The sequence below is a fragment of the Nocardiopsis sp. LDBS0036 genome, from assembly GCF_041228755.1.
Lineage (GTDB): Bacteria > Actinomycetota > Actinomycetes > Streptosporangiales > Streptosporangiaceae > Nocardiopsis > Nocardiopsis dassonvillei.
Genome location: NZ_CP141103.1, coordinates 5,899,046 through 5,922,919, shown reverse-complemented (window position 1 = coordinate 5,922,919; position 23,874 = coordinate 5,899,046). Strand labels below are relative to the sequence as shown.

The 23,874-nt window shown below is 73.6% G+C and carries 18 protein-coding genes; 14 read left to right on the top strand and 4 right to left on the bottom strand.

Annotation, left to right across the window (positions count from 1 at the left end):
* Positions 1–421: 421 nt before the first annotated feature.
* The 3 genes from UIS43_RS25185 to holA all read left to right on the top strand — a co-directional run bounded on the left by UIS43_RS25185 (position 422) and on the right by holA (position 4,835).
* Positions 422–1,348, top strand: coding sequence for a helix-hairpin-helix domain-containing protein (locus tag UIS43_RS25185; protein ID WP_370011931.1), 927 nt, complete (start codon positions 422–424; stop codon positions 1,346–1,348).
* Positions 1,349–1,354: 6 nt separating this feature from the next.
* Positions 1,355–3,700, top strand: coding sequence for a ComEC/Rec2 family competence protein (locus UIS43_RS25180; RefSeq protein WP_370011930.1), 2,346 nt, complete (start codon positions 1,355–1,357; stop codon positions 3,698–3,700).
* A gap of 172 nt (positions 3,701–3,872) precedes the next feature.
* Positions 3,873–4,835: a DNA polymerase III subunit delta gene (gene holA, locus UIS43_RS25175; protein WP_013151738.1), complete on the top strand. Its 963-nt coding sequence runs from the start codon at positions 3,873–3,875 to the stop codon at positions 4,833–4,835.
* Positions 4,836–4,877: 42 nt separating this feature from the next.
* On the opposite strand, the gene UIS43_RS25170 is transcribed toward holA, so the two are convergent.
* Positions 4,878–6,086: an amidohydrolase family protein gene (locus tag UIS43_RS25170; protein ID WP_013151737.1), complete on the bottom strand. Its 1,209-nt coding sequence runs from the start codon at positions 6,084–6,086 to the stop codon at positions 4,878–4,880.
* A gap of 447 nt (positions 6,087–6,533) precedes the next feature.
* Entirely contained in the window at positions 6,534–8,072 is a 1,539-nt protein-coding gene (hflX, locus tag UIS43_RS25165; RefSeq protein WP_013151736.1) for a GTPase HflX, read from the bottom strand.
* 330 nt (positions 8,073–8,402) lie between these two features.
* Here hflX and aceB point away from each other — a divergent pair, with 330 nt between their 5' ends.
* The 6 genes from aceB to UIS43_RS25135 all read left to right on the top strand — a co-directional run bounded on the left by aceB (position 8,403) and on the right by UIS43_RS25135 (position 15,952).
* A complete protein-coding gene (gene aceB, locus UIS43_RS25160) occupies positions 8,403–10,007 on the top strand; it encodes a malate synthase A (RefSeq protein ID WP_370011928.1) in 1,605 nt (534 codons plus the stop codon).
* 147 nt (positions 10,008–10,154) lie between these two features.
* A complete protein-coding gene (locus UIS43_RS25155; protein WP_117199036.1) occupies positions 10,155–11,636 on the top strand; it encodes an FAD-linked oxidase C-terminal domain-containing protein in 1,482 nt (493 codons plus the stop codon).
* 35 nt (positions 11,637–11,671) lie between these two features.
* Positions 11,672–12,871 carry an FAD-binding oxidoreductase gene (locus UIS43_RS25150; protein ID WP_013151733.1) on the top strand — a complete coding sequence of 400 codons (1,200 nt, stop codon included), beginning with the start codon at positions 11,672–11,674 and terminating at the stop codon, positions 12,869–12,871.
* Between the two features lie 27 nt (positions 12,872–12,898).
* Positions 12,899–14,221, top strand: coding sequence for a (Fe-S)-binding protein (locus UIS43_RS25145; protein ID WP_370011926.1), 1,323 nt, complete (start codon positions 12,899–12,901; stop codon positions 14,219–14,221).
* 112 nt (positions 14,222–14,333) lie between these two features.
* Complete coding sequence (locus tag UIS43_RS25140) at positions 14,334–14,903, top strand: RNA polymerase sigma factor (RefSeq protein WP_013151731.1); 570 nt, start codon at positions 14,334–14,336, stop codon at positions 14,901–14,903.
* Positions 14,870–15,952 (top strand): CU044_5270 family protein, encoded by a 1,083-nt coding sequence (locus UIS43_RS25135; protein ID WP_013151730.1) that lies wholly within the window; start codon positions 14,870–14,872, stop codon positions 15,950–15,952. Before UIS43_RS25140 ends, UIS43_RS25135 begins: the two co-directional genes overlap by 34 nt.
* Before the next feature lie 162 nt (positions 15,953–16,114).
* Here UIS43_RS25135 and dapF read toward each other — a convergent pair whose 3' ends face one another.
* Positions 16,115–16,939, bottom strand: coding sequence for a diaminopimelate epimerase (gene dapF / locus UIS43_RS25130; protein ID WP_081461694.1), 825 nt, complete (start codon positions 16,937–16,939; stop codon positions 16,115–16,117).
* A 74-nt stretch (positions 16,940–17,013) separates the two neighbouring features.
* On the opposite strand from dapF, the gene miaA reads away from it, so the two are divergent.
* From miaA to UIS43_RS25115, 3 genes are all read left to right on the top strand, one after another.
* Complete coding sequence (miaA, locus tag UIS43_RS25125) at positions 17,014–18,006, top strand: tRNA (adenosine(37)-N6)-dimethylallyltransferase MiaA (RefSeq protein WP_117198028.1); 993 nt, start codon at positions 17,014–17,016, stop codon at positions 18,004–18,006.
* Between the two features lie 222 nt (positions 18,007–18,228).
* A complete protein-coding gene (locus tag UIS43_RS25120) occupies positions 18,229–19,014 on the top strand; it encodes a helix-turn-helix domain-containing protein (RefSeq protein WP_041552301.1) in 786 nt (261 codons plus the stop codon).
* Between the two features lie 17 nt (positions 19,015–19,031).
* On the top strand, positions 19,032–20,297 hold the full coding sequence (locus tag UIS43_RS25115; protein WP_071621556.1) for a cytochrome P450: 1,266 nt from the start codon (positions 19,032–19,034) through the stop codon (positions 20,295–20,297).
* Positions 20,298–20,415: 118 nt separating this feature from the next.
* On the opposite strand, the gene miaB is transcribed toward UIS43_RS25115, so the two are convergent.
* A complete protein-coding gene (gene miaB, locus UIS43_RS25110; protein ID WP_370013275.1) occupies positions 20,416–21,882 on the bottom strand; it encodes a tRNA (N6-isopentenyl adenosine(37)-C2)-methylthiotransferase MiaB in 1,467 nt (488 codons plus the stop codon).
* Positions 21,883–22,194: 312 nt separating this feature from the next.
* Between miaB and UIS43_RS25105 the strand changes: the two genes are divergently transcribed.
* Positions 22,195–22,938, top strand: coding sequence for an amino acid ABC transporter ATP-binding protein (locus UIS43_RS25105; protein WP_013151724.1), 744 nt, complete (start codon positions 22,195–22,197; stop codon positions 22,936–22,938).
* A gap of 44 nt (positions 22,939–22,982) precedes the next feature.
* The gene (locus UIS43_RS25100) at positions 22,983–23,834 is read left to right on the top strand and encodes a glutamate ABC transporter substrate-binding protein (protein WP_013151723.1); all 852 of its coding nucleotides are present in this window, start codon (positions 22,983–22,985) and stop codon (positions 23,832–23,834) included.
* Positions 23,835–23,874 lie beyond the last annotated feature (40 nt).

Here is a 23,874-nt window from a genome sequence, read left to right as displayed (position 1 = left end):
CCCGGGGACGACCGCCGCCGGGGAAGAAGGCCGGTTCTCGGCCCGGTCCGCCCCGGATCAGGCTGGAAGGCGTCGGCCCCCGGGAAGCGCCGAGGCCGATACCCATCGGCCTCCGGACGCGCCGCCCGCTCCCGGCACGGGTCCCGTGCCCTCGAAGGCCTGGCCCGAGCGCCACCCCGACGACCTGCTCGGCGTGACCGCTCCCCCTCGTTCCGCCCCGGGCAGGTCTGCGGCCGTGCGGGGTCCGTCCGAGGGGAGCCGGACTGGAGAGGCGACGGTACCCGTCCCGCGGACCTCGGGGGAGAACCGGGGCGGACAGGCGGCCCTGCCCGGCCCATGGACCTCGGAAGGGAACCGGAACGGGAAGGCCACGGCGACCGCGCCCCGGCCCTGCGTGGTGAACCGGGAGGGGGAGGCGACCGTGCCCGCACCGCGGACCTCGGGGGAGAACCGGGGCGCGAGGACCGCAGGGCCCGTCAAGCGGGACACCGGGGAGGAGCCGGCCCCCGGGACCGCCCTGTCCGCCCGACGTGCCGGCACGTCGGAGGGCGCACCCGGTCCGGAGCCGTGGCCCGACCCGGCAGAAGGACGGCACCGGCGCCCGGAGCGCCCGCCGTCGGGGTACGCGGAGTTCGACCCCGAGCCGTCCGGCTCGCTCCTGGAACGGCTGGCACTGCGATGGCCGCCGCGGGCGGCGCTGTCCCGTCGGGCGGTGATCGTCCTGGCCGTGCTGGGCGCCCTGGCCGTCGTGCTGGTGCTGACGCTGTACCACCGGCCGACCACGGTGCCCGCACCCGAGATGGTCACCCGTGCCGCGCCCGTGCCCGCGGCGGAGGGCGACGGCGCTCGGTCCCCTGCGCTGGAGGCGGGGGCGCAGGCCGGGGACGCGGACACCGGAGCGGCCGGGGACGCGGCGCCGAAGGATGACCTCGTGGTGCACGTGGGCGGTGAGGTGTCCGACCCCGGGCTGTACACGCTCCCGTCGGGGTCGCGGGTGGCCGACGCCGTGGAGGAGGCCGGTGGCGCGCTGCCCGACGCCGACCTCGACCTGCTCAACCTGGCCCGTCCGCTGGTGGACGGTGAACAGGTCCTGGTGGGCGTCCCCGTGCCCGCGGGCGCGGGCGTCACCGGGAGCGGTCCCCAGGGGGCCGGAGGGCTGGTGGACATCAACCGGGCGGACCGGGCCCTACTGGAGACCCTGCCCGGGATCGGCGCGGTGATCGCCGACAACATCGTCTCCTACCGCGAGGAGCACGGCCCCTTCCGGAGCGTCGACGACCTGCTCAACGTGGACCGGATCGGCGACAAGACCCTCGCCGACCTCCAACCCCACGTGACGGTGGGGTGAGCGGCGGTGACGACATGGCTGGGGACGGACGCCTACGGGCTGGACGAGCCGCCCGACCTGCGCCTGCTGGCGCCCGCGGCGACGGCCTGGCTGGCCGCGCTGGCGGCGCTCTCCGCCCCGCCGTGGGCCGCGTGGTCCCTGGCCGGGGTCGCGGGGGCCGGTGCGGCGGTGGTGCTCCTGGCGGCGGCGCGTCCGCCGCTGGAGGCGGTGGCGCTCACCGCCGCGGCGTCGCTGGCCTGTGCGGCCACGGTGGCGGCGGTGGCCGGTGTGCAGGTGCACCGGGTGGAGCGGAGCGCGGCCGGGGAGGCGGCGGAGCAGGGGCGCGAGGCGGAGTTCGAGGCCGTGGTGACGTCCGATCCGCGCCCGCGGTCGGGGACTCCCCGGCCGGGCAGGGCGGGCTGGGTGATCGACGCCCGTACCGCGTGGGTGCGGTCCGGGGGGACCGAGCGGGCGTCCGCGGCGCCGGTGGTGGTCCTGGCCTCGGAGGAGGAGTGGCGCGAACTGCTGCCCGGGCAGACCTTCCGGGCGCGGGGCGTCTTCCTCGGCACGGAGGACGATCCCCTCACCGCCGCCCTGGTCCTGGTGCGCGGGCCGCCGGAGGAGGTGGGGCGGCCCGGGGGTCTGCAGAGCTTCGCCGGTCTGGTGCGGGAGCGGCTGCGGGAGGCCTCCTCGGGGCTGTCCCAGCCCGAGGCCGGGCTCCTTCCCGCGCTGATCGTCGGCGACGCGTCCGGGGTGCCGCCGGAGACCGCCGAGGACTTCCGGGAGACCGGGATGACGCACCTGCTGACCGTCTCGGGGGCCAACCTGGCGGTGCTGACCGGCTTCGTGCTGGCGCTCACCCGGCTGCTGCGGACGCCCCCGTGGTGCTCGGTGGCGGGCGGCGCGGCGGTGATCTGGGTGTTCGTCCTGGTGTGCCGCCCGGAGCCGAGCGTGGTACGCGCGGCGTTCATGGGGTCGCTGGGTCTGCTGGCGCTGGCCACGGGGCGCGCCCACGCGGGGCTCGGTGCGCTGGCCGTCACGGTCGTCGGGGTGCTGTTCGTCGCGCCGGGGCTGGCCGCCTCCTTCGGGTTCGCGCTGTCGGTGCTGGCGACCGCGGGCATCCTGCTGCTGGTGCCGCCGTGGACGCGGGCGTGGTCGGCGCGCCTGCCGCGTCCGGTGGCGGAGGCGTTGGCGGTGGCCCTGGCCGCGCAGGTGGCGGTCTCGCCCGTGCTGGTCCTGCTCTCGGGCGAGCTGTCGTGGATCGCGGTTCCGGCCAACGTACTGGCCGCTCCGGTGGTCGCGGCGGTGACGGTGGCGGGGACGGCGGTGGCGGCACTGGCGGTGGTGTGGCCGGGGGCGGCGGCGGTGGCCGCGCACCTGCCCGGGCTGGGGGTGTCGTGGATCGCGGCGGTGGCCGGTGCGGGCGCGCGGGTGCCGCACGGCGCGCTGGCGTGGCGGTCGGACCTGGTGGGAGGGCTGGTCCTGGCCGCCGTGCTGGCGGCGCTGGTGTTCACGCACGGGCGGTTGCGCCGTGTCGTGGCCGCCGTGGTGGCGGCCGTGCTGCTGCTGGCCCTGGCCGCGCGGTGCGTGCCGGGCGGATGGCCGCCCCCGGGGTGGGCCCTGGTGGCGTGCGACGTGGGCCAGGGCACCGCGTTCGTGCTGTCGGCGGGCCCGGGCTCGGCGGTGGTCGCCGACACCGGCGAGGACCCGGACCGGGTGGACGACTGCCTGGGGCGGCTGGGAGTGCGCGAGGTCGCGCTGCTGATCCTGAGCCACGACCACGCCGACCACGTGGACGGAACGCCCGGGGTGCTGCGGCACCGGAGCGTGGGGGCCGCGCTGGCGCCGCCGGGGTTCGGGGAGAGCGGCACGGGGCGGCTGCTGGCCGAGGCCGGGGTGCGGTTGTTGGAGGCCGCGCGGGGTCAGCGGCTGCGGGTGGGGCCGTGGCTGCTGCGCGTGCTGTGGCCCGAGCCCGGCTTCACGGGTTCGGTGAACGACTCCTCGGTGGTGGTCCGGGCGGACGGGACGGCGCTGACGGTGCTACTGACCGGTGACATCGAGGAGGAGGCGCAGGGAAGGCTGCTGGAGGGACCGGACGCCGACCTGTTGCGGGTGACCGTGCTGGCCGTGCCCCACCACGGGGCGGGGAGCCAGGAACCGGCCTTTCTGGAGGCCACCGACCCGGTGGTGTCGGTGACCTCGGTGGGCGCGGACAACACCTACGGGCATCCGGCGCCGTTCACGTGGAACATCCTGGAACGGGTGGCGCGGGTGAACCTGCGCACCGACCGGGACGGGGACGTGGCCGTGTTGGACGGCGGCGGTTCCGGGCCCGGGCAGGCCGTGGTGCGCGGGCCCGACCCCGCACGGTAGGAGACGGAGCCGTGGAAAGCAGCGCGGCGGAGGACAGCACGGTAGGGGGCCACGGGAGGAGCCGGGTACGGGGCTCACCGGTCACGGGCGGTGCGGACGAGGGGGCGGTAGCGCGTCCGCCGACCGCGCGACGGGCGCACGGCTGGTCGGTGGGGCGTGGCATCCTCTGTGTATGCCTGCACCCGCCCTGCTCACGATCATCGTCGGGGACGAGGAACTCCTCGTCGACCGTGCCGTCGCCTCCGTCGTCGCGGCGGTCCGCGAGGCCGATCCCGGCGTGGACGTCCACGACCTGGTGCCCGCCCAGGTGGGGATGTCCACACTCGTCGAGGTGACCTCGCCCTCGCTGTTCGGCGACCGGCGGGTGGTGGTACTGCGCTCGTCCCAGGACCTGACCAAGGACCTGGCGGCGACCGTCACCGACTACCTCGGGGACCCTGCCGACGACGTCAACCTCGTGCTCACCCACGCGGGCGGCAACAAGGGCAAGGCACTGCTCCAGGCCGCGGTCAAGGCGGGCGCCCACCGTGTGGACTGCAAGGGGCCGAGCAAGCCCGCCGAACGGGTGGCCTTCGTCAAGGGCGAGTTCTCCCAGGCGGGGCGCCAGATCACCGCCGACGCCGCGCAGGCGCTGGTGGACGCGGTCGGCAGTGAGCTGCGCGAGATCGCGGCGGCCTGCACCCAGCTGATCGCCGACACCGAGGGCCGGGTGGACGCCGCGGCGGTGGCCAGGTACCACTCCGGCAGGGCGGAGGCCTCGGGGTTCACCGTGGCCGACCGCGCCGTGGAGGGGCGCCTGCCCGAGGCGCTGGAGCAGTTGCGCTGGTCGCTGGCGGTGGGTACCGCCCCGGTGCTCATCAACAGCGCGCTGGCCGGTGCGGTGCGCGGCATAGCCGTGGCCGCCCAGCCGCCGCGCGGCATGTCCGAGGCGGATCTGGCCAAGCGCGCCAAGGTCCCGCCGTGGAAGCTGCGGACCCTGCGTCAGCAGGCGCGGGGGTGGAGCCCGGCGGGGGTCACCCGGGCCATGGCGGTGGTCGCCGAGACCGACGCCCTCATCAAGGGCGCCGGACGCGACCCCGAGTACGCGCTGGAGCGGGCCGTCATCGAGATCGCCCGGGCCCGCGGCACGCGTTAGCGGCAGGCTCGAAGGGCCGCTTCGGGCGCCGGCGGCGACGCCTCAGCGGATGGTCCTGCCGCCCTGCCACACCCGCAGGGTGTTGAGGCCCATCGACCAGGCGAAGGCGCCCTCGTGGTCGGCGTCCCACTGGACGAGGTCGGCCAGGCTCCCGGGCGCGAGCACGCCCCGGTCGGTCAGGCCCAGGGCGCGTGCGCTGCCCACCGTGGCGGCGTACAGGGCCTCCTGCACGGTCATCTCGAACATGGAGATGGCCAGCGAGATCACCAGCGGCATCGACATCGTGCCCGACTGGCCGGGGTTGTGGTCGGTGCCCAGCCCGATGGGCACGCCGTGGTCGAGCAGCGCCCGCACCGGCGGGGTGCGGCGCTCGTGCAGCGAGGTCGTCGGGCAGGCCACCACCGGTGTGCGGGTGGCGGCCAGCGCCAGGACGTCCTGCTCGTCGGTCTCGTGCAGCAGGTCCACCGAGGAGCAGCCGATCTCGGCGGCCATGCGCACGGCGCCGTGCCGGGGGCGCGAGCAGGCGTGCAGGGTGGTGCGCAGCCCCGCGGACTGGCCCACCCCCAGCAGCATGCGGGCGTCCTCGGTGGTGAACTGCTGGTTGTCGCAGTACACGTCCACCCCGTCGGCACCGGCCAGCGCGGCGTCGCTGAGCCAGGAGGCGGCGGTGGCCGCGTACTCCCTGGGTCTGCCGAAGAACTCGGGCGGCACCCCGTGCGCGGGGAAGAAGGTGACGTGCAGGCGCGGCATGCCCGGCTCCTCCTCCAGGGAGCGCAGCAGGCGCACGTCGGCCAGTTCGCCGTCCCTGGTCAGGTGGTAGCCGGTCTTGGCCTCCACGGTGGTGGTGCCGGTCAGCACCCAGTGCCGGAGCCGTTCGCGGACCGCATTGCACAGGGTCCAGGGATCGGTACCCCGGGTGATGGTGACGGTGGTGGAGACACCGCCCCCGGCCGCGAAGATGTCCCCCTTGGAGGCGCCCTTGGCCCACATGTTGACCTCGGCGTAGCGGTCCCCCGCGTACACCGGGTGGCAGTGGGCGTCGATCAGCCCCGGGGTGATCATGCCGCCGCCGATGTTGACGACGTCGTCGACGTCGGTGAGGTCGTCCACCACGCCCGGAATGCTCTGGGGGAGCTCGGCGGCGGGCCCGACCCAGGCCACCCGGTCGTCGTCCATCAGGAGCGCGGCCTTGGTGATCAGCTCGCTCCCGGTCCACAGCCGACCGATGTTGCTGAGGAGTACCGCCGTCATGGGGTCGTCCGCCCTCGCCGGTCAGGTCCGCCGGTGCGGCTGCGGGACACGGTCGTGGGATACACGGGCGGACATGGCGACCTCGTATCTGGAGCGGTCCGACAGAGCCGGTGGGGAGCGGCCTGCGGCCGCCGCGGTGCCGTGACAGTGGCAGAGGGGTCGGCTGTCGCGGGACAGCGGCCACTGTCGGCCAGTGCTCCAAAACCGTAGTCCATCCGCGGACTCCGTGTACACCTCCCCGGGAGGACTAATAGGACGCCCTCCCAACAAAGGTCACGGGCACACCGGGTGATCGGTGCCACCGGCGACCTCGGTGAGCTGGGTGTTCGCGTATGCCCGCCTCACCGGGGCGCGTTCGTGCGCCGTCGGGACCCGCCCCCCGGACACGGCGAGGCCGGGGCGCCCCGTGGGGAGCGCCCCGGCCGTGCGCGGCGGACCGCGCGTGCCTCAGGCCGTGCTGGGCGTGTACTCGTCGAGTCTGCCTGCGAGCAGGGCCGGCACGAAGGCGTGGATCGCCGTGCCCTCGGCGGTGTGCTCCTCGCTGAGGATGCGCCCCTCCTCGTGGATCCGGGCGATGAGGTCGCCCCGCGAGTACGGGACGAGCGCCCGCACCTCGTGCGCCAGCTCGGGCAGCGCCGCGGCGACCGCCTCCACCAGCGCGGGAACGCCCTCGCCGGTACGGGCCGACACCTCGACCATGTCCGGGTAGCGGGTACGCAGCGCCTTGAGCACGTCGGGGTCGGCGGCGTCCACCTTGTTGACCACGATGAGCTCGGGCACGTCACCGGCGTCGATGTCGGCGAAGACGTGCCGGACCGCGCTGATCTGGCTCTCGGGGTCGGGGTGGGACCCGTCGACCACGTGCAGGACCAGGTCGGAGTCGGCGACCTCCTCCAGGGTGGAGCGGAAGGCCTCCACGAGCTGGTGCGGCAGGTGCCGGACGAAGCCGACGGTGTCGCTGAGCGTGAACCCGCGGCCGTCGGGCGTGCGGGCCTGGCGCACGGTCGGGTCCAGGGTGGCGAACAGGGCGTTCTCGACCAGGACTCCGGCGCCGGTCAGCCGGTTGAGCAGGCTCGACTTGCCCGCGTTGGTGTACCCGGCGATGGCCACGGACGGCACCGAGCGGGTGCGCCGGACGTCGCGCTTGACGTCGCGGGCGGTGCGCATGTGGGCGAGCTGGCGGCGCAGCTTGGCCATCTTGTCGTTGATGCGCCGGCGGTCGGTCTCGATCTTGGTCTCACCCGGGCCGCGCAGGCCCACGCCGCCGCCCGCGCCACCGCCGCCGGAGCCGCCCGCCTGACGGGACAGGGCGTCACCCCAGCCGCGCAGTCGCGGCAGCAGGTAGCTGAGCTGGGCGAGTTCGACCTGGGCCTTGCCCTCGCTGCTGCGCGCGTGCTGGGCGAAGATGTCCAGGATCAGGGCCGTGCGGTCGATCACCTTGACCTTGACCACGTCCTCCAGCTGGCGCAGCTGGCCGGGGGTGAGTTCCCCGTCGCAGATCACGGTGTCGGCGCCGGTGGCCTCCACGATGTCGCGCAGCTCGGCGGCCTTGCCCTTGCCGACGTAGGTGGCGGGGTCGGGCTTGGACCGACGCTGGGTGACCCCCTCCAGCACGAGCGCGCCCGCGGTCTCGGACAGGGCGGCGAGCTCGGTGAGCGAGTTGTCCGCGTCGGCCTGTGAGCCGCTGGTCCACACGCCGATGAGGATGACGCGCTCCAGCCTCAGGGAGCGGTACTCGACCTCGGTGACGTCGGTGAGTTCGGTGGACAGTCCCGGAACCCGGCGCAGCGCGTGGCGCTCGGCGAGTTCCATCTCGCCCTGGTCGGGGGCGTTGTCCGGGTCGTCGTAGCGGTCGCCGCCGGTGGCCTTGGCCTCGCGGGACGCGTCGTGTGCGTCGACCCCGTCCCCGACGGTGATCGCCTCGCGGAACGCGTCCTCGGCCTCGTGGCCGTCGTGGACGCTTCCGCGGGTGTCAGCTGTATTCATATCCCTCCAGGTGGGTCAACGTGGCCGCCGCCGCGATTCTTCCCGCGACCGGGCGGTGGCGGGCGCCCTGACGATGGTGGCATCTCACCTTCGCGAGGGCACCTGAATTATCGCAGGGCACGGCGGGCACGACACTCCACGGGATCGGGGCCGGATCCCGTGTCCGTCCCGACGACGGGCGCCGAAGTCGCGGGAGAAGTTTTTGCGACCTTCCCAACCAGGGAAACTCCCCGGTCAGTGAGACACGCGCGACGTTGACCGTCCGCGAACCGGACGGTAGCTTCGTTTTCCACATACCAAAAGCTTATTTCGTATTGCGGAAGGTTTTCCATGGGCGCCACGCACGGGGTCGAGATCACCGGCCCCCTCCACGAACGGTTCGACGAGATCCTCACCGAGGACGCCCTCGCCCTCGTCGCCGAGCTGCACCGCGCCTTCGAGGCGCGCCGCCAGGAGCTCCTCGAAGCCCGGGCGGCCAGGCAGGAGCAGATCTCGGCCGGGGCCGACCTCGACTTCCTCCCCGAGACCAAGCACATCCGTGAGGACGACAGCTGGCGGGTCGCCCCTCCCGCCCCGGGCATCACGGACCGCCGCGTGGAGATCACCGGCCCCACCGACCGCAAGATGACCATCAACGCGCTCAACTCCGGCGCCAAGGTGTGGCTGGCCGACTTCGAGGACGCCAACACCCCGCTGTGGGAGAACATGATCGGGGGCCAGCTCAACCTGCGCGACGCCCTCGACCGCACCATCGACTTCACCTCCCCCCAGGGCAAGACCTACGCCCTGAAGGAGGACGGCGAGCTCGCCACCGTCGTCGTGCGCCCGCGCGGCTGGCACCTGGACGAGAAGCACGTCCTCGTGGACGGCCAGCGCGTCAGCGGCGGCCTGCTGGACTTCGCCCTCTACTTCTTCCACTGCGCCCAGCGCCAGATCGCCAAGGGCAGGGGACCCTACTTCTACCTGCCCAAGATGCAGAGCCACCTCGAGGCGCGCCTGTGGAACGACGTCTTCGTCCTGGCCCAGGAGCGCCTGGGCATCCCGCGCGGCACCATCCGCGCGACCTGCCTCATCGAGACCATCCCGGCCGCGTTCGAGATGGAGGAGATCCTCTACGAGCTGCGCGAGCACTCCGCGGGCCTCAACGCGGGCCGCTGGGACTACCTGTTCAGCATCATCAAGACGCACCGCACCCGCGGCCGCAGGTTCCTGCTGCCCGAGCGCAACGCCGTCACGATGACCGCGCCGATGATGCGCGCCTACACCGAACTGCTGGTCAAGACCTGCCACAAGCGCGGTGCCCACGCCATCGGCGGCATGGCGGCCTTCATCCCCTCCCGCAGGGACGAGGAGGTCAACAGGACCGCCTTCGCCAAGGTCCGCGACGACAAGTCCCGCGAGTCCGGCGACGGCTTCGACGGCTCCTGGGTCGCCCACCCGGGTCTGGTCCCGGTGGCCATGGAGGTCTTCGACGGCGTCCTGGGCGAGCGCCCCCACCAGATCGACAAGCAGCGCCCCGAGGTCGAGGTCTCGGCCGAGGACCTGCTGGCCGTGGACAGGACCCCGGGCGGCGTCACCCTCGCGGGCCTGCGCGGCAACGTCAACGTCGCCCTGCAGTACCTGGCGACGTGGATGGGCGGCAACGGCGCGGTGGCCATCCACAACCTCATGGAGGACGCCGCGACCGCCGAGATCTCGCGCTCCCAGGTCTGGCAGTGGCTGCACAACGACATCACGCTCGACAACGGCCCCAAGGTCACCGCCGACCTGGTCCGGGGGATCATCGACGAGGAGCTCGCCGCCATCCGCGAACAGCTGGGCGCGGACTTCGACGAGGACCTGTACCAGCAGGCCGGCGAGCTGTTCACCGAGGTGGCCCTGGCCGACGAGTACGTCGACTTCCTGACGCTGCCCGCCTACGAGCGCATGCCGTAGCCCGGCATTGATTTCATAAGACGGAAGGCAACTTCCACTGCACCCCTTGCCTAGGCGAGGGGTGCAGTCGTACGTTCACCTTGCGAGGTCGCGTCCGCCAGCGGGCGGGACCGTCCGTGTCCGCGCAGGTGGAACCGGGAGGCGCCCATGTCCGAGACCGATACGGCGCAGGCGGCCGTGGCCGGGCTCGTCCCGCGGCTGCGCCGGATCTGCGGCGAGGACGGTGTCCTCACCGACGCGGCCCAGCGCCGCACCTACGAGAGCGACGGGCTGCCCCACCACCGCGCCCTTCCCGGCGTCGTGGTGCTGCCCACCACAGCCGACCAGGTCGCCGCCGTCGTGCGCCTGTGCGCCGAGAACGGCGTGCCCTTCGTCCCGCGCGGCGCGGGCACCGGCCTGTCCGCGGGAGCGCTCCCCCACACCGAGGGCGTCCTGCTGGTCACCTCGCGCATGCGCCGCGTCCTGGAGATCGACGTCGAGAACGAGTGCGCGGTCGTCGAACCCGGTGTGGCCAACCTGGACGTCACCCGCGCCGCCGCGCCCCACGGCTACTACTACGCGCCCGACCCCTCCAGCCAGCAGGTGTGCTCCGTGGGCGGCAACGTCGCCGAGAACTCCGGCGGCGCCCACTGCCTCAAGTACGGGTTCACCGTCAACCACGTGCGCGGCCTGGACATCGTCACCCCCTCCGGCGAGCAGGTGAGCCTGGGCGGCAAGAACCCCGGCGCGCACGGCTACGACCTCGTCGGGGCCTTCGTCGGCTCCGAGGGCACCCTGGGCGTGGCCACCCGGATCACCGTCGGCCTCACCCGGTCGCCGGAACGCACCGTCACCCTGCTGTCGGCGTTCGCCTCGATGGACGCGGGAGGCCGTGCGGTCAGCTCCATCATCTCCGCCGGGGTGCTGCCCTCGGCCGTGGAGATGATGGACGCGCTGGCCATCGAGGCCGCCGAGAGGGCCGTGGCCTGCGACTACCCCGCGGGCGCCGCGGCCGTGCTGGTCGTGGAGCTGGACGGGCCCGCCGCGGAGGTCGAGGCCCAGCTCGCCGAGGTCGTCCGGCTGTGCGCGGAGGCGGGCGCCTTCGAGACCCGCACCGCCAGCGACGCCGACGAACGCGCCCGGATCTGGAAGGGCCGCAAGTCGGCCTTCGCCGCCGTCGGCCGGATCAGCCCCGCCTACATCGTCCAGGACGGCGTCGTCCCGCGCACGGCCCTGCCCGAGGTGCTGCGGCGCATCACCGAACTGTCGGCCGCCTCGGGCATCCGCGTCGCCAACGTCTTCCACGCCGGGGACGGCAACCTGCACCCGCTCGTGCTCTTCGACGACGCCGAGCCGGGCGCGGCGGAGCGGGCCGAGGAGGTCTCCGGCGCCATCCTCGACCTGTGCATCGAGCACGGCGGCTCCATCACCGGCGAGCACGGGGTGGGCGTGGACAAGGCGTGCAAGATGCCGCGCATGTACGGCCCCGACGACCTGGCCACCTTCGACCTGTTCCGCCGGGCCCTGGACCCGGACGGGATCGCCAACCCGGACAAGCTGCTGCCCACCCCGCGCCTGTGCGGTGAGCGGCCCGGGGTGCGCACGGGGGTGCACCCGCTGGTGGAGGCGGGAAGGGCCGAGCAGTTCTGAGGCGCGGACGGACCACGAACACGGGGGGAGAACGCGTGACGCTCGTCGAGGGGCCGAACGCCCGGGACGGGGCCCTGCGGGAGGGGACCGACGCCGACGCGGTGGGCGGCCTGGTCCCCGCACGCGTGGCGCGTCCCGCCGACACCCGGGGCCTGGCCCGGGTCATGGCGTCCGCCGCCCGGGAGGGGCTGACCGTCGTCGCGCGCGGCGGGGGCACGGCCCTGGACTGGGGCGGTCTCCCGCGCGGGCTGGACCTGCTCGTGGACACCGCCGACCTGTCGTGGACCGAGCACATCGCGGGCGACCTGGTGGTGGAGGTGGGCGCGGGGACCCCCGTGGCCGAACTGTACGACGTGCTGGCCGCCGCCGGGCAGCGGCTGTCGGCGGACCCCGTGCGCGTGGGCGGCACCGTGGGCGGGATGGTGGCCACGGGCGTGAGCGGTCCGCGCCGCCTGCTCACCGGGGCGCTGCGCGACCTGGTCATCGGGATGACGGTGGTGCGCGCCGACGGCGTGGTGGCGCGCAGCGGGGGCCGGGTGGTCAAGAACGTGGCCGGGTACGACCTGGCCAAGCTGCACACCGGCGGCCTGGGCACCCTGGGCGTGATCGCCTCGGTGGCCTTCCGCCTGCACCCGCTCCCCCGGGCCCTGCGCGTGCTGACGCTCCCGGCGTCCCACGCGGAGCACGCCGAGCGCCTGCTGACGGCGCTGCGCGGGTGCACGGCGACGCCCGCGGCGGTCGAACTGGACTGGCCCTCGGCGAGCCTGCGGGTGGTACTGGAGGGCACCCCGGACGGCCTCGGGGCGCGGACGGCCGAGATCGCCGCGGCCGCCGGCGCGGAGCCCGACGTGGCCGACGCCCTGCCCGAGGGCTGGGGCGTGCTGCCCGCCGAGGGCACGCTCGCCCTGGTGTCGGTGCCGCCCGCCGAGAGCGTCCGGGCCGCGGTGCGGGTGCACGAGCTGTCCGGCGCGGGCGTCACCGGCTCGGCCCGGGCGGGGGCGCTGTACGCGTCCTTCCCGCCGGGCACAGGAGCCGCCGAGGTGGCGGCCGCGCTCGACGGCGTGCGTTCGGTGCCCGGCTGGACGATGACCCTGCTGCGCGCGGAACCGCACGTCCACGCCGCCGGTGTGGACCTGTGGGGCGAGGTGCCCGGACTCCCGCTGATGCGGGCGGTCAAGGACTCCCTCGACCCCGGACACCGCCTGGCCCCCGGGCGCTTCGCGGGCGGCATCTGAACACGTGCGAACACCCTGGGAGGGCCCGTGACCGACCCGACGACCGCGGACGAGCGCGACCGGCTGTTCTCCGATCTGCTCAACGACTGCGTCCACTGCGGTTTCTGCCTGGCCACCTGTCCCACCCACGTGCTGTGGGGCCAGGAGATGGACTCGCCGCGCGGGCGGATCCACCTGATGGCGCAGACGCACACCGAGGACGTGCTGACCGAGACCGCGGTCGGGCACTTCGACAACTGCCTGGGCTGCCTGGCGTGCGTGTCCGCCTGCCCGTCGGGGGTGGCCTACGACGCGCTCATCGACACCACCCGGCACCGGGTGGAGAGGGAGCACGAGCGGACCGCGGGCGAGCGGGCGCTGCGCGGGGCGATCTTCGCGCTGTTCCCGTACCGGCGCAGGCTGGGGCTGCTGCGCGGGCCGCTGCGCGCCTACCAGGCCAGCGGCGTCTCCTCGCTGGTGCGGCGCACGGGGCTGCTGGAGCGGGTCTCCCCCGCCCTGGCCACCATGGAGCGCATCTCGCCGCCGCTGTCGTCTCCCCCTCCCGCGCTGCCGGAGCTGGTGCCCGCGGTGGGGCGGGCGCGGGCCCGGGTGGGCATGCTGGTGGGCTGCGTGCAGGGGGCGTTCTTCCCCGAGGTCAACACCGCGACCGCGCGGGTGCTGGCTCTGGAGGGCTGCGACGTGGTGATCCCCCGCGCCCAGGGCTGCTGCGGGGCCCTGTCCGGGCACGCCGGGCGGATGGAGGAGTCGGCCGACCTCGCCCGGAGCCTGATCGAGGTGTTCGAACGCGAGCGGGTGGACCGGATCGTGGTCAACTCGGCCGGGTGCGGGTCCAGCATGAAGCACTTCGACCGCACCCTGACCGAGGCGGGCGCGGACCCGGCCTGGGTGCGCCGGGGGCGGGCCCAGGCCGAGCGGGTCGCGGACCTCACCGAGTTCCTGGTGGAGCTGGGGCCGCGGGCCGAGCGCCATCCCCTCCCCCTGCACGTGGCCTACCACGACGCGTGCCACCTCTCCCACGGCCAGGGCGTCACCCGGCCGCCCCGGGCCCTGCTCGCGGGGATTCCGGAGCTGCGCGTGTCCGACCTGCCCAACGGCGAGATCTGCTGCGGCTCGGCGGGGGTGTACAACCTGCTCAAGCCCGGGGCCGCCCGCGAGCTCGGCGACCGCAAGGGGCGGGACGTGGCCTCCACCGGCGCCGACGTCCTGGTGTCGGGGAACCCGGGGTGCTCTCTCCAGATAGCCTCCGCCATGGACCGCGCGGGTTCTCCGGTGGCGGTGACCCACACCGCGCGGGTGCTGGACGCCTCCCTGCGGGGGCTGACCGTGGCGCGGTTGCTGGGACGCCGCTGAGCCGACCCGCCCCCGCCCTGGTGACGCACACCACATACGTTCCGGCGGTTTTCCCGTCCTCCCCCCGAACAACGGCCGCTCCGGCGACACAAGGGGGAGAGAGGAGCTGCCGATGGTGCGCGACAACAACAGCGACCCACCCGACCACACGGCGTTCAACGCGCTGTTCGAGCGGTACTACGACGCGGTGTACGACTACGCCCGCCGCAGGGTCGGCCCCGATCTGGCCGACGACGTGGCCTCGGAGTCCTTCGCGGTCGCCTGGCGACGGCGGACGGGGGTGCCCGAGGGCCGGGAACTGCCCTGGCTGTACGCCTGCGCCCGCCGTATCACCCTCGCCAAGCTGCGCGAGGTCAGGAAGCGCGGTGAGGTCCCCCCTCCCCCGGAGGAGGCCTGGGGCGGTTCCCAGGACGACGCCGAGCGCGTCGTCCGCCGCCAGACGGCCCTGAGCGCCCTGGCCCGGCTCTCCGGCACCGACCGCGAGCTCGTGATGCTCGTGACCTGGGAGGGCCTGAGCAGCCGCGAGGCCGCGCGCGTGGTGGGCTGCTCACCCGTGACCGCGCGCGGACGGCTGCACCGTGCCCGCAAGCGCCTCCAGGCGCTCATGGACGACACCGCACACCCCGCCGAGGACAGGAAGGACGCCTCGTGGACGACGTCACCGCGCTTCGCGCGCTCCTGAACGACACCGACCCGCGCGCCGGGGAGACGGTCGGCCACGCCGACCGCCAGCGCGCACGGACGAAGGCCATCACCCTGATGAACGACACCCCCGCCCGCCGCCCCCTGTGGCTCCGCCCCCCGGCCCTGGCCGGCGCCGCCGCCCTCACGGCCGCCGCCACCGCCGCCGTGCTCGTCCTCGGCACCGGTTCCGGGGACCCCGTCGGCGTCCCCGCAGCCTACGCCGCGCCGCCCACCCCCCTGGAGGTGGTCGGCTCCGCCCCCGAGCCCGGTGAGCAGCGGCTGCTCGCCCTGGCCGAGACCGCCCGCAACGGCGGTGACGCCCCGGGCGAGGGCGACGTCGCCTACGTCTCCTCCTCCGGTGTGGAACTGCTCGCCGTCACCAGCTACACCGGTGAGGAGCCCAGCGACGAGGACCTGCACAGCGCGGGGTTCATCCCCTACCAGTGGCAGCACTGGCAGGACCCCGAGGGCGACACCCGCGCGGTCAGCACCCCGGGCGCGGCCGAGGACACCGCCGGCGACGCGGAGGAGCATCGGGAGTTTCTCGACCGGCAGGCCGAGGACGTGGAGGAGAGGCTGGATCCGGTCCTGCTGTTCCCCGAGGAGCTGCCCACCGGGGCCGGGGCCATGGCCGACGTCCTCGTCGCCTGGAGCGGGGAGGCCCCCGCGACCGACGCCGCCCTCGTCAACGCCCTGAACAACCTCTACGACCACCGCCCCCTGGACGGGGCCGAGGAGGCGGCCCTCATGGGGGTCCTGGCCGGGCTTCCCGGCGTCGAGTACGCGGGGGGCACGCGCGACCCCCTGGCCCGTGAGGGAGAACTCTTCCAGGTGCGGGTCGCGGAGCCCGACCAGGTGACGCGCTACCGCTACCTCTTCGCCCCCGACACCGGGGACCTGCTCTACCGTGACGCCACCGTGCTGGAGGAGGAGGGCGGTGAGGGCTCCCTGGCCCAGCACGGACTGGAACTGCCGGTGACCACGTCCTACCGGTCCTTCGTCTGGTCCGGCTGGGTGGAGGAGGTCGGCGCGCGCCCCGGAAGCTGAGGCGGGACGCCCGGCAGACCCCCGCCGGGAGCCCGGACCGGCGCTCCGCCCCCCGGGGCGGGGAAGCCGGTCCGGGCGGCCCGGTGCGCGTGGCCGGGGGCGTCGCGCGAACCCCGGCAGGGCGCCGGCCCGCCCCGCGCCGACGCGCGGGCCGGCGCGGGGTCAGATCAGGTTCGTCTCGCCCTCGGCCACGATGACGGCCGGGCCGCTCAGCCTCGCGCCGTCCGCGTCCAGGAAGACGGTGCACTCGCCCCCCGGGACCCGCACCCTCCAGGTCGCGCCCTCCCCGCGGGGCGTGGCTGCGGCAGCGGCGGCGACGATCCCGGTCCCGCAGGAGCGGGTCTCCCCGGAACCGCGCTCGTACACGCGCATCTCCAGCACACCCGGAGCCACCTCGCGGTACACCTCCACGTTCGCCCCGGCGGGGAAGGCCTCCACGTCCAGCACCGGCAGCTCGCCCAGGTCCACCTCGGCGACCGGCACGGTCACCTCGCAGGCCAGGTGCGGGTTGCCCACGGAGATCTGCTCACCGTGCACCACCTGCCGGGCGAGCTTGGCGGAGGAGGTCCCCTGCATCTCCACCCGGCCCATGTCTATGGTGATGCCGCCGTCGGCCTCCACCTGGACCTCCTTGGCTCCGTCACGGGTGCCCACCTCGAAGCGGTCGCCCTCGACGAGCCCGGCGTGCAGCAGGTAGCGGGCGAAGACCCGCACACCGTTGCCGCACATCTCGGCGACGCTCCCGTCGGCGTTGCGGTAGTCCATGAACCACTCGGAGCGCTCGGCCGTGCGGGCGGCCGGGGCGAGGGCCTCGCCGAGGGCGCGCGTGCGCACCACCCGCAGGACGCCGTCCGCGCCGATCCCGGCCCGGCGGTCGCACAGCAGGCGGACGGCCTCCTCCGTGAGGTCGAGCTCCCCGTCGGGGTCGGGGAGGATCACGAAGTCGTTCTCTGTTCCGTGGCCCTTGGCGAATCGCATGCCGACCATCCTAGGCGCGCACGACCACCTCCCCCGTCCCGCTCCGCGGTCGGGCCGGGCCCGGGGCTGACTACGCTGGAGGGATGATCAAGGTGATCGCGGTCGTCGGCCCGACCGCTGTGGGCAAGTCGGACCTGGCCGTCGAGGTGGCCCTGCGGCTGGAGGAGCGCACGGGACGCCGGGGCGAGGTGATCAACGCCGACTCCATGCAGCTCTACCGCGGCATGGACATCGGCACCGCCAAGCTCACCGACGCCGAGAGACGCGGGGTGCCCCACCACCTGCTCGACGTGTGGGAGGTCAGCGAGCCCGCGGACGTGGCCAGCTACCAGGACATGGCCCGCGACCGCGTCGAGCAGTGCGCCGACCGCGACGTCCTTCCCGTCCTGGTCGGCGGTTCGGGTCTGTACGTGCGCTCGGTCCTGGACCACCTGAACTTCCCCGGCACCGACCCCGCGGTCCGCTCGCGCCTGGAGGCGGAGCTCGGCGACGTCGGCCCGGGCGTCCTGCACGCCCGTCTGGCCGAGGCCGACCCCGCGGCGGCCCGTGCCATCCTGCCGGGCAACGGGCGGCGGATCGTGCGCGCCCTGGAGGTCATCGAGCTGACCGGGGAGCCGTTCACCGCGAACCTGCCCGACCACACCTCCTTCTACCCGTGCACGCAGATCGGCCTGACCGCTCCGCGCGCCGAGCTGGACGAGCGCATCGGCACCCGTGTGGACCGCATGTGGGAGCAGGGCCTGCTGGAGGAGGTCCGCGAGCTGGACAAGCTCGGGCTGCGCGAGGGCCGGACCGCCTCGCGCGCACTCGGTTACGCGCAGGCGCTCGCCCAGCTGGACGGCGCCCTGTCCGAGGAGGAGGCCAAGGCCGACACCGCCCAGGCCACCCGCCGGTTCGCCCGCCGCCAGGAGTCGTGGTTCCGGCGCGACCCGCGGGTGCGCTGGCTCCCCTACGACTCCCCCGACCTGGTGGAACGCGCTCTGGCCCAGGTGGAGCGGGCGCTGTCGGGAACCTCGGAGGAGCCGGGCGAGGCGCTGGTGGACGTGTCGACCTGGGTGCCCCGCTCCGCGCGCTGACCCCGCGGCGGATCCGCCTCCGCCGCACACCCGCCCACACGTGACGGCCGGGCCCGCGAAGGGCCCGGCCGTCCGTCTGCCACGGCCCGCTCCCGCTTTCCCTCCCGAAAACCCTTGCCCCGGCCCGCCCGGTGATCTACTTTGACTGTGTGACCAGATTTCAAAATTGGTCACACAGTCAGGGGAAGGGAGGTGGAGATATGGTCATCGGCGTCAACACGCGTGGTCAGCGACACCTCGCACGCCCTCGACTCGCAGGAGTACACCGTGGCCCCATCCACATCCCCGACCGCCAGCGAGCGCGAACTGCGCGCCGACCGCATCCTGGACGCGGCGGAGGAGCTGATGGTCGCCTGGGGGCACCGCAAGATCACCATCGAGGACGTCGCCCGGCGGGCCAAGATCGGCAAGGGGACCGTCTACCTGCACTTCTCCACCAAGGAGGCGCTCCTCCTCACGGTGGTCATGCGGGCGCAGCTCGGCGTGCTGCGCCGGATCCTGGACTCCATGCACGCCTCACCCGAGAACGTCCGACCCAGCGAGGTCGCCCGCGCCCTCTACCTGTTCCACCTGGACTCGCCGACCATCCGCGCGCTGTTCTCCAACGGCACGGAGTCCCTGGGCAACCTCTCCCGGAACGCGGCCTCCCTGGTCGGCGACACCGTCCGGGAGCGGCAGAGGGCGCTGCGGACCTATTGGGACATCCTGCGCGAACACGGCCTACTGAACGCCGACCGCGCCCCCGACGAGCAGCTGTACGCCTACAACTCCCTGGTCATGGGCCACCTGGTCACACCCCCGGTGCTGGAGAGCCAGGGCATGCACGTGCCCGACCACGGCACGCGCGCCGAGCTCATGGCCCGGAGCATCCGACTGCTCCTGGAACAGGACGCCTCCCCGGAGGACACCCGCCGGGCCCGGGACAGGGCCCTGGCGCTCTTCTCCGCGCTGGACGAGCGCCTGCACGAGGAGATCACCCGGCAGAAACAGACGACACGCTCCACCTGAGCCCCAGAGGAGGGCCCATGACAGCCGCGACCCCGTCCGACGAACTGATCGACCTGCGCTCCCCCGAGTTCACCGCCGACCCCCACTCCGTGATCGACCGGGTCCGGGCCGCGGGCGGCTCGGCGCCGGCCCTGTTCGTGGACACCCAGAAGGCCGTCCTCTTCGTCGACGACGAGGACGTGCGGACCATCCTCAGTGACCGGCGCTTCGTGCTGGACCCCGCGAACGTGTCGGGCGGGCGGGCCCAGGCCACCCGCTCCGACGCGCTCAGGGGACTGGGCATCCGCCCCGACCTGATCACCTACCTGACCGAGTCCCTCCTGGACAAGGACGGCGGCGACCACACGCGGCTGCGCAAGCTGGTCTCGCGCACCTTCACCGTGCGCCGGGTCAACGAGCTGCGGCCCGCGGTCCAGCGCATCACCGACGACCTGCTCGCGCGGCTGTCCGACCTCGCCGACGGGGACGGGGTCGTGGACCTCATGCCGCACTTCTCCTACCCGCTGCCGATCGCGGTCATCTGCGACCTGGTCGGCGTTCCGGAGGAGGACCGCGGGATCTGGCGGGCGTGGAGCGACCAGCTGTCCAGGTTCGACCCCACCAGGCCCGAGCTGATGAACGACACGCTCGGCGAGATGATCGGCCACATCGAGGGGATGCTCGCCGAGCGCCGGGCCCGGCCGAGCGAGGACCTGCTCGGCGCCCTGGTCAAGGCGCGCGACGAGGACGGCGGGCGCTTGAGCGAGAGCGAGCTGATCACCCTGGTGTTCACCCTCGTCATCGCCGGGCACGAGACCACCGCGCACCTGCTGGGCAACGGGGTGCGGGCCCTGCTCGACCACCCGGTCCAGTGGGAGATCCTGCGGCACGACCCCGGGCTGCTGCCCTCCGCCGTACACGAGATGCTCCGCTACGGGGGCACCGCCGTGATCTCCAAGGCGAGGTACGCGGCCGAGGACGTCGAACTCAGGTGCGGCCGCCTGGCCGCGGGCGAGCGGGCGATCGCGGTCCTGGCGGGCGCCAACCGCGACCCGAGGGTCCACCCGGACCCGCACCGGTTCGACATCACCCGCCACCAGGGCAGCCCCGGCGAGGCGCACGTGGGGTTCGGCCACGGCATCCACTACTGCCTGGGCGCGGCCCTGGCCCGCCAGGAGGGCGAGGTGGCGGTCGGTTCCCTGCTGACCGCCTACCCCGGCCTGTCCCTGGCCCCCGGTCGTGAGCCCCTGCCCGGGAGGGTTCCGGGCGCGATGCGGTTGGACAGCCTGCCGGTCCGGCTCTGAGGCCGCGCCCGCACGGCCGTCCCGTCCCGGTCCGCACGGATCCACCGCCGGCGGGATCCGCGCGGAAGGCGGCGGCCCCCGGCGCGAAGGCGCCGGGGGCCGCGACCGCTTCGCGGGGTCAGATCTCGCAGCAGCCGCCCGCCGGGGCGGGCTCCTCGGCCGGAACACCGACCCGGGGCATGCCCAGGAGCACCTGCGGCTTGCCCTCCTGGACCGGCTGGCCGTTGCGGGCCGCCCAGGCGTCGCCCGCGCGGGTGCGCCGCAGGGCGCGCACGCCGGAGTCGGCCACCAGGTGGTGCGGGGCGGCGTAGGTGACCTCCACGGTCACCGTGTCGCCGGGGCGCGGGTCGTCGCCGTCACCGACCGCGAAGTGCACGAGGCGGTTGTCCGGGGCGCGGCCGGACAGGCGGCGGTGCTCGCCGTCCTTCCTGCCCTCGCCCTCGGCGACCAGCAGCTCGACCTCACGGCCGACCAGCTTCTGGTTCTCCTCCCAGGAGATCTGGTCCTGGAGGTCGACCAGGCGCTGGTAGCGGTCCTTGACCACCTCCGGCGGGACCTGGTCATCCATGGTCGCGGCCGGGGTCCCGGGGCGCTTGGAGTACTGGAAGGTGAACGCCATGGAGAACCGCGCCTCGCGGACCACGTGCAGCGTCTCCTGGAAGTCCTCCTCGGTCTCGCCGGGGAAGCCCACGATGATGTCAGTGGTGATCGCGGCGTGCGGCATGGCGGCGCGCACCTTCTCCACGATGCCCAGGAAGCGCTCCTGGCGGTAGGAGCGGCGCATGGCCTTGAGGACCCGGCTCGACCCCGACTGGAGCGGCATGTGCAGCTGCGGCATGACGTTGGGGGTCTCGGCCATGGCCTCGATGACGTCGTCGGTGAAGTCGCGCGGGTGCGGGGAGGTGAAGCGCACCCGCTCCAGTCCCTCGATCTCACCGCAGGCGCGCAGCAGCTTGGAGAAGGCCTGCCGGTCGCCGAAGCCGCTGCCGTAGGCGTTGACGTTCTGGCCGAGCAGGGTGATCTCGCTGACGCCCTCGTCGACCAGGGCGCGCACCTCGGCGAGCACGTCGCCGGGGCGGCGGTCCTGCTCCTTGCCGCGCAGCGCGGGCACGATGCAGAAGGTGCAGGTGTTGTTGCAGCCCACGGAGACCGACACCCACGCCGCGTACGCGGACTCGCGGCGGCTGGGCAGTGTGGAGGGGAAGTGCTCCAGGGACTCGGCGATCTCCACCTGCGCCTCCCGCTGGACGCGGGAGCGCTCCAGCAGGGCGGGCAGGGAGCCGATGTTGTGGGTGCCGAACACGACGTCGACCCAGGGCGCCCGGCGCACGATCTCGCCGCGGTCCTTCTGCGCCAGGCAGCCCCCGACGGCGATCTGCATCCCCGGGTTGGCGTCCTTGACCGGGCGCAGGTGCCCGAGGTTGCCGTACAGGCGGTTGTCGGCGTTCTCCCGGACCGCACAGGTGTTGAAGACGACGATGTCTGCGGTGGTGTCCTCGGCTGCGCGCGCGTACCCAGCGTCCTCCAGCAGACCGGAGAGGCGCTCGGAGTCGTGGACGTTCATCTGGCAGCCGTAGGTCCGCACTTGGTAGGTACGACTCTGGCTCACGGGACCAGGCTATCCGGTGCCGTGGACCGCGCGGAGACCGCGGGAGGGGCCCGACGCCCCCACCTGGAGCTTCCCCGGGGCCCCGCGACGGACGGGGAGGCGGAGCGCGTCCGGAAGTGGCCGATGTGAGACGCTGGAGAACGGAACCACAACAGGGAGCGACAAACGGTCACTTAACCGTCCAAACCCATAACAGTTTCGCCGATCACGCCGTAACAAGTCTGCTACTCCGCAGACGGACGGCGATTTCGTGATGACACGGCAACATGGACCCATTAGGTTCCGAACATGACCTCAACTCCTCTCGTCGTGCTGGAGAACGTCAACAAGCACTTCGGCGACCTGCACGTGCTCCGCGACATCGATCTGACGGTTAACTCCGGCGAGGTGGTAGTCGTCATCGGGCCGTCCGGTTCCGGCAAGTCGACGCTGTGCCGCACGATCAACCGCCTGGAGACGATCGACGCCGGCACCATCACGCTGGACGGACAGCCGCTGCCCGCGGAGGGCCGCGGCCTGGCCCGGCTCCGCAGCGACGTGGGCATGGTCTTCCAGTCGTTCAACCTGTTCGCCCACAAGACCGTGCTCCAGAACGTGACACTGGGCCCCACCAAGGTCCTGCGCATGAACAAGGCCGAGGCCGACGCCCGGGGCATGGAACTGCTGGAGCGCGTCCGGATCGGCAACCAGGCCAACAAGTACCCGGCGCAGCTCTCCGGGGGTCAGCAGCAGCGCGTGGCGATCGCCCGCGCCCTGGCGATGAACCCCAAGGTGATCCTCTTCGACGAGCCGACCTCGGCACTGGACCCGGAGATGGTCCAGGAGGTCCTCGACGTCATGACCGACCTCGCCTCCGAGGGCATGACGATGGTCGTGGTCACCCACGAGATGGGCTTCGCGCGCCGCGCGGCCAACCGGGTCGTCTTCATGGCCGACGGACAGATCGTGGAGGAGAACACCCCCGACGAGTTCTTCACCAACCCCCGGTCCGAGCGCGCCCAGGACTTCCTGTCCAAGATCCTGACCCACTAGGTTTCCCCGCGTTCTTCGCACGAAGCAAGGAAGAGGTACCCCACATGCGAGTCCGTCGCATCAGCACCATCCTGGGCGGCACCGCGGCCCTGGCCTTCGCCCTCAGCGCCTGTGGCACCGCCGACGTCGGCGGCGGCAGCGGCGGCGAGGGCGGCGGCGGCGAGGGTGGCGGCGACACCATCACCATCGGCGTCAAGTACGACCAGCCCGGCCTGGGCCTGCTGGACGGCGACGCCCCCGTCGGCTTCGACGTGGACGTGGCCACCTACATCGCCGGCGAGCTCGGCTACGAGCCCGAGCAGATCGAGTGGACCGAGGCCGCCTCCGCCAACCGCGAGTCCTTCCTCCAGCAGGGCACCGTCGACATGGTGATCGCCACCTACTCGATCACCGACGAGCGCCGCCAGGTCGTCGACTTCGCCGGGCCGTACTACGTCGCCCAGCAGGACATCCTGGTCCAGGCCGACAACGAGGACATCCAGGGCCCCGAGGACCTGGCGGGCAAGGTCCTGTGCTCGGCCTCCGGCTCCCGCTCGGCCAACAACATCGTCGACGACATGGGCATCGACGCCGAGCTGCGCGAGGCGGGCAACTACTCCGAGTGCCTGTCCCTGCTGGGCAACGGCACCGTCGACGCGGTGACCACTGACAACACCATCCTCGCGGGCTTCGCCGCGCAGGACCCGGGCACCTACCGCGTGGTCAACAACCCCTTCGGCGAGGAGCGCTACGGCGTGGGCCTGCCCGCCGGCTCCACGGAGCGGTGCGAGGAGGTCAACGCCGCCATCCAGAAGATGTGGGACGAGGGCTACGCGGTCGAGGCCCTGGAGACCGCCTTCGGTGAGACCGACTTCGCCTACGAGGAGACCGCTCCCGAGGTCGACGCCTGCCAGTAGGCACCCCTTCCCCGACCGTGCGCCCCGCGGCGGGGCCGAC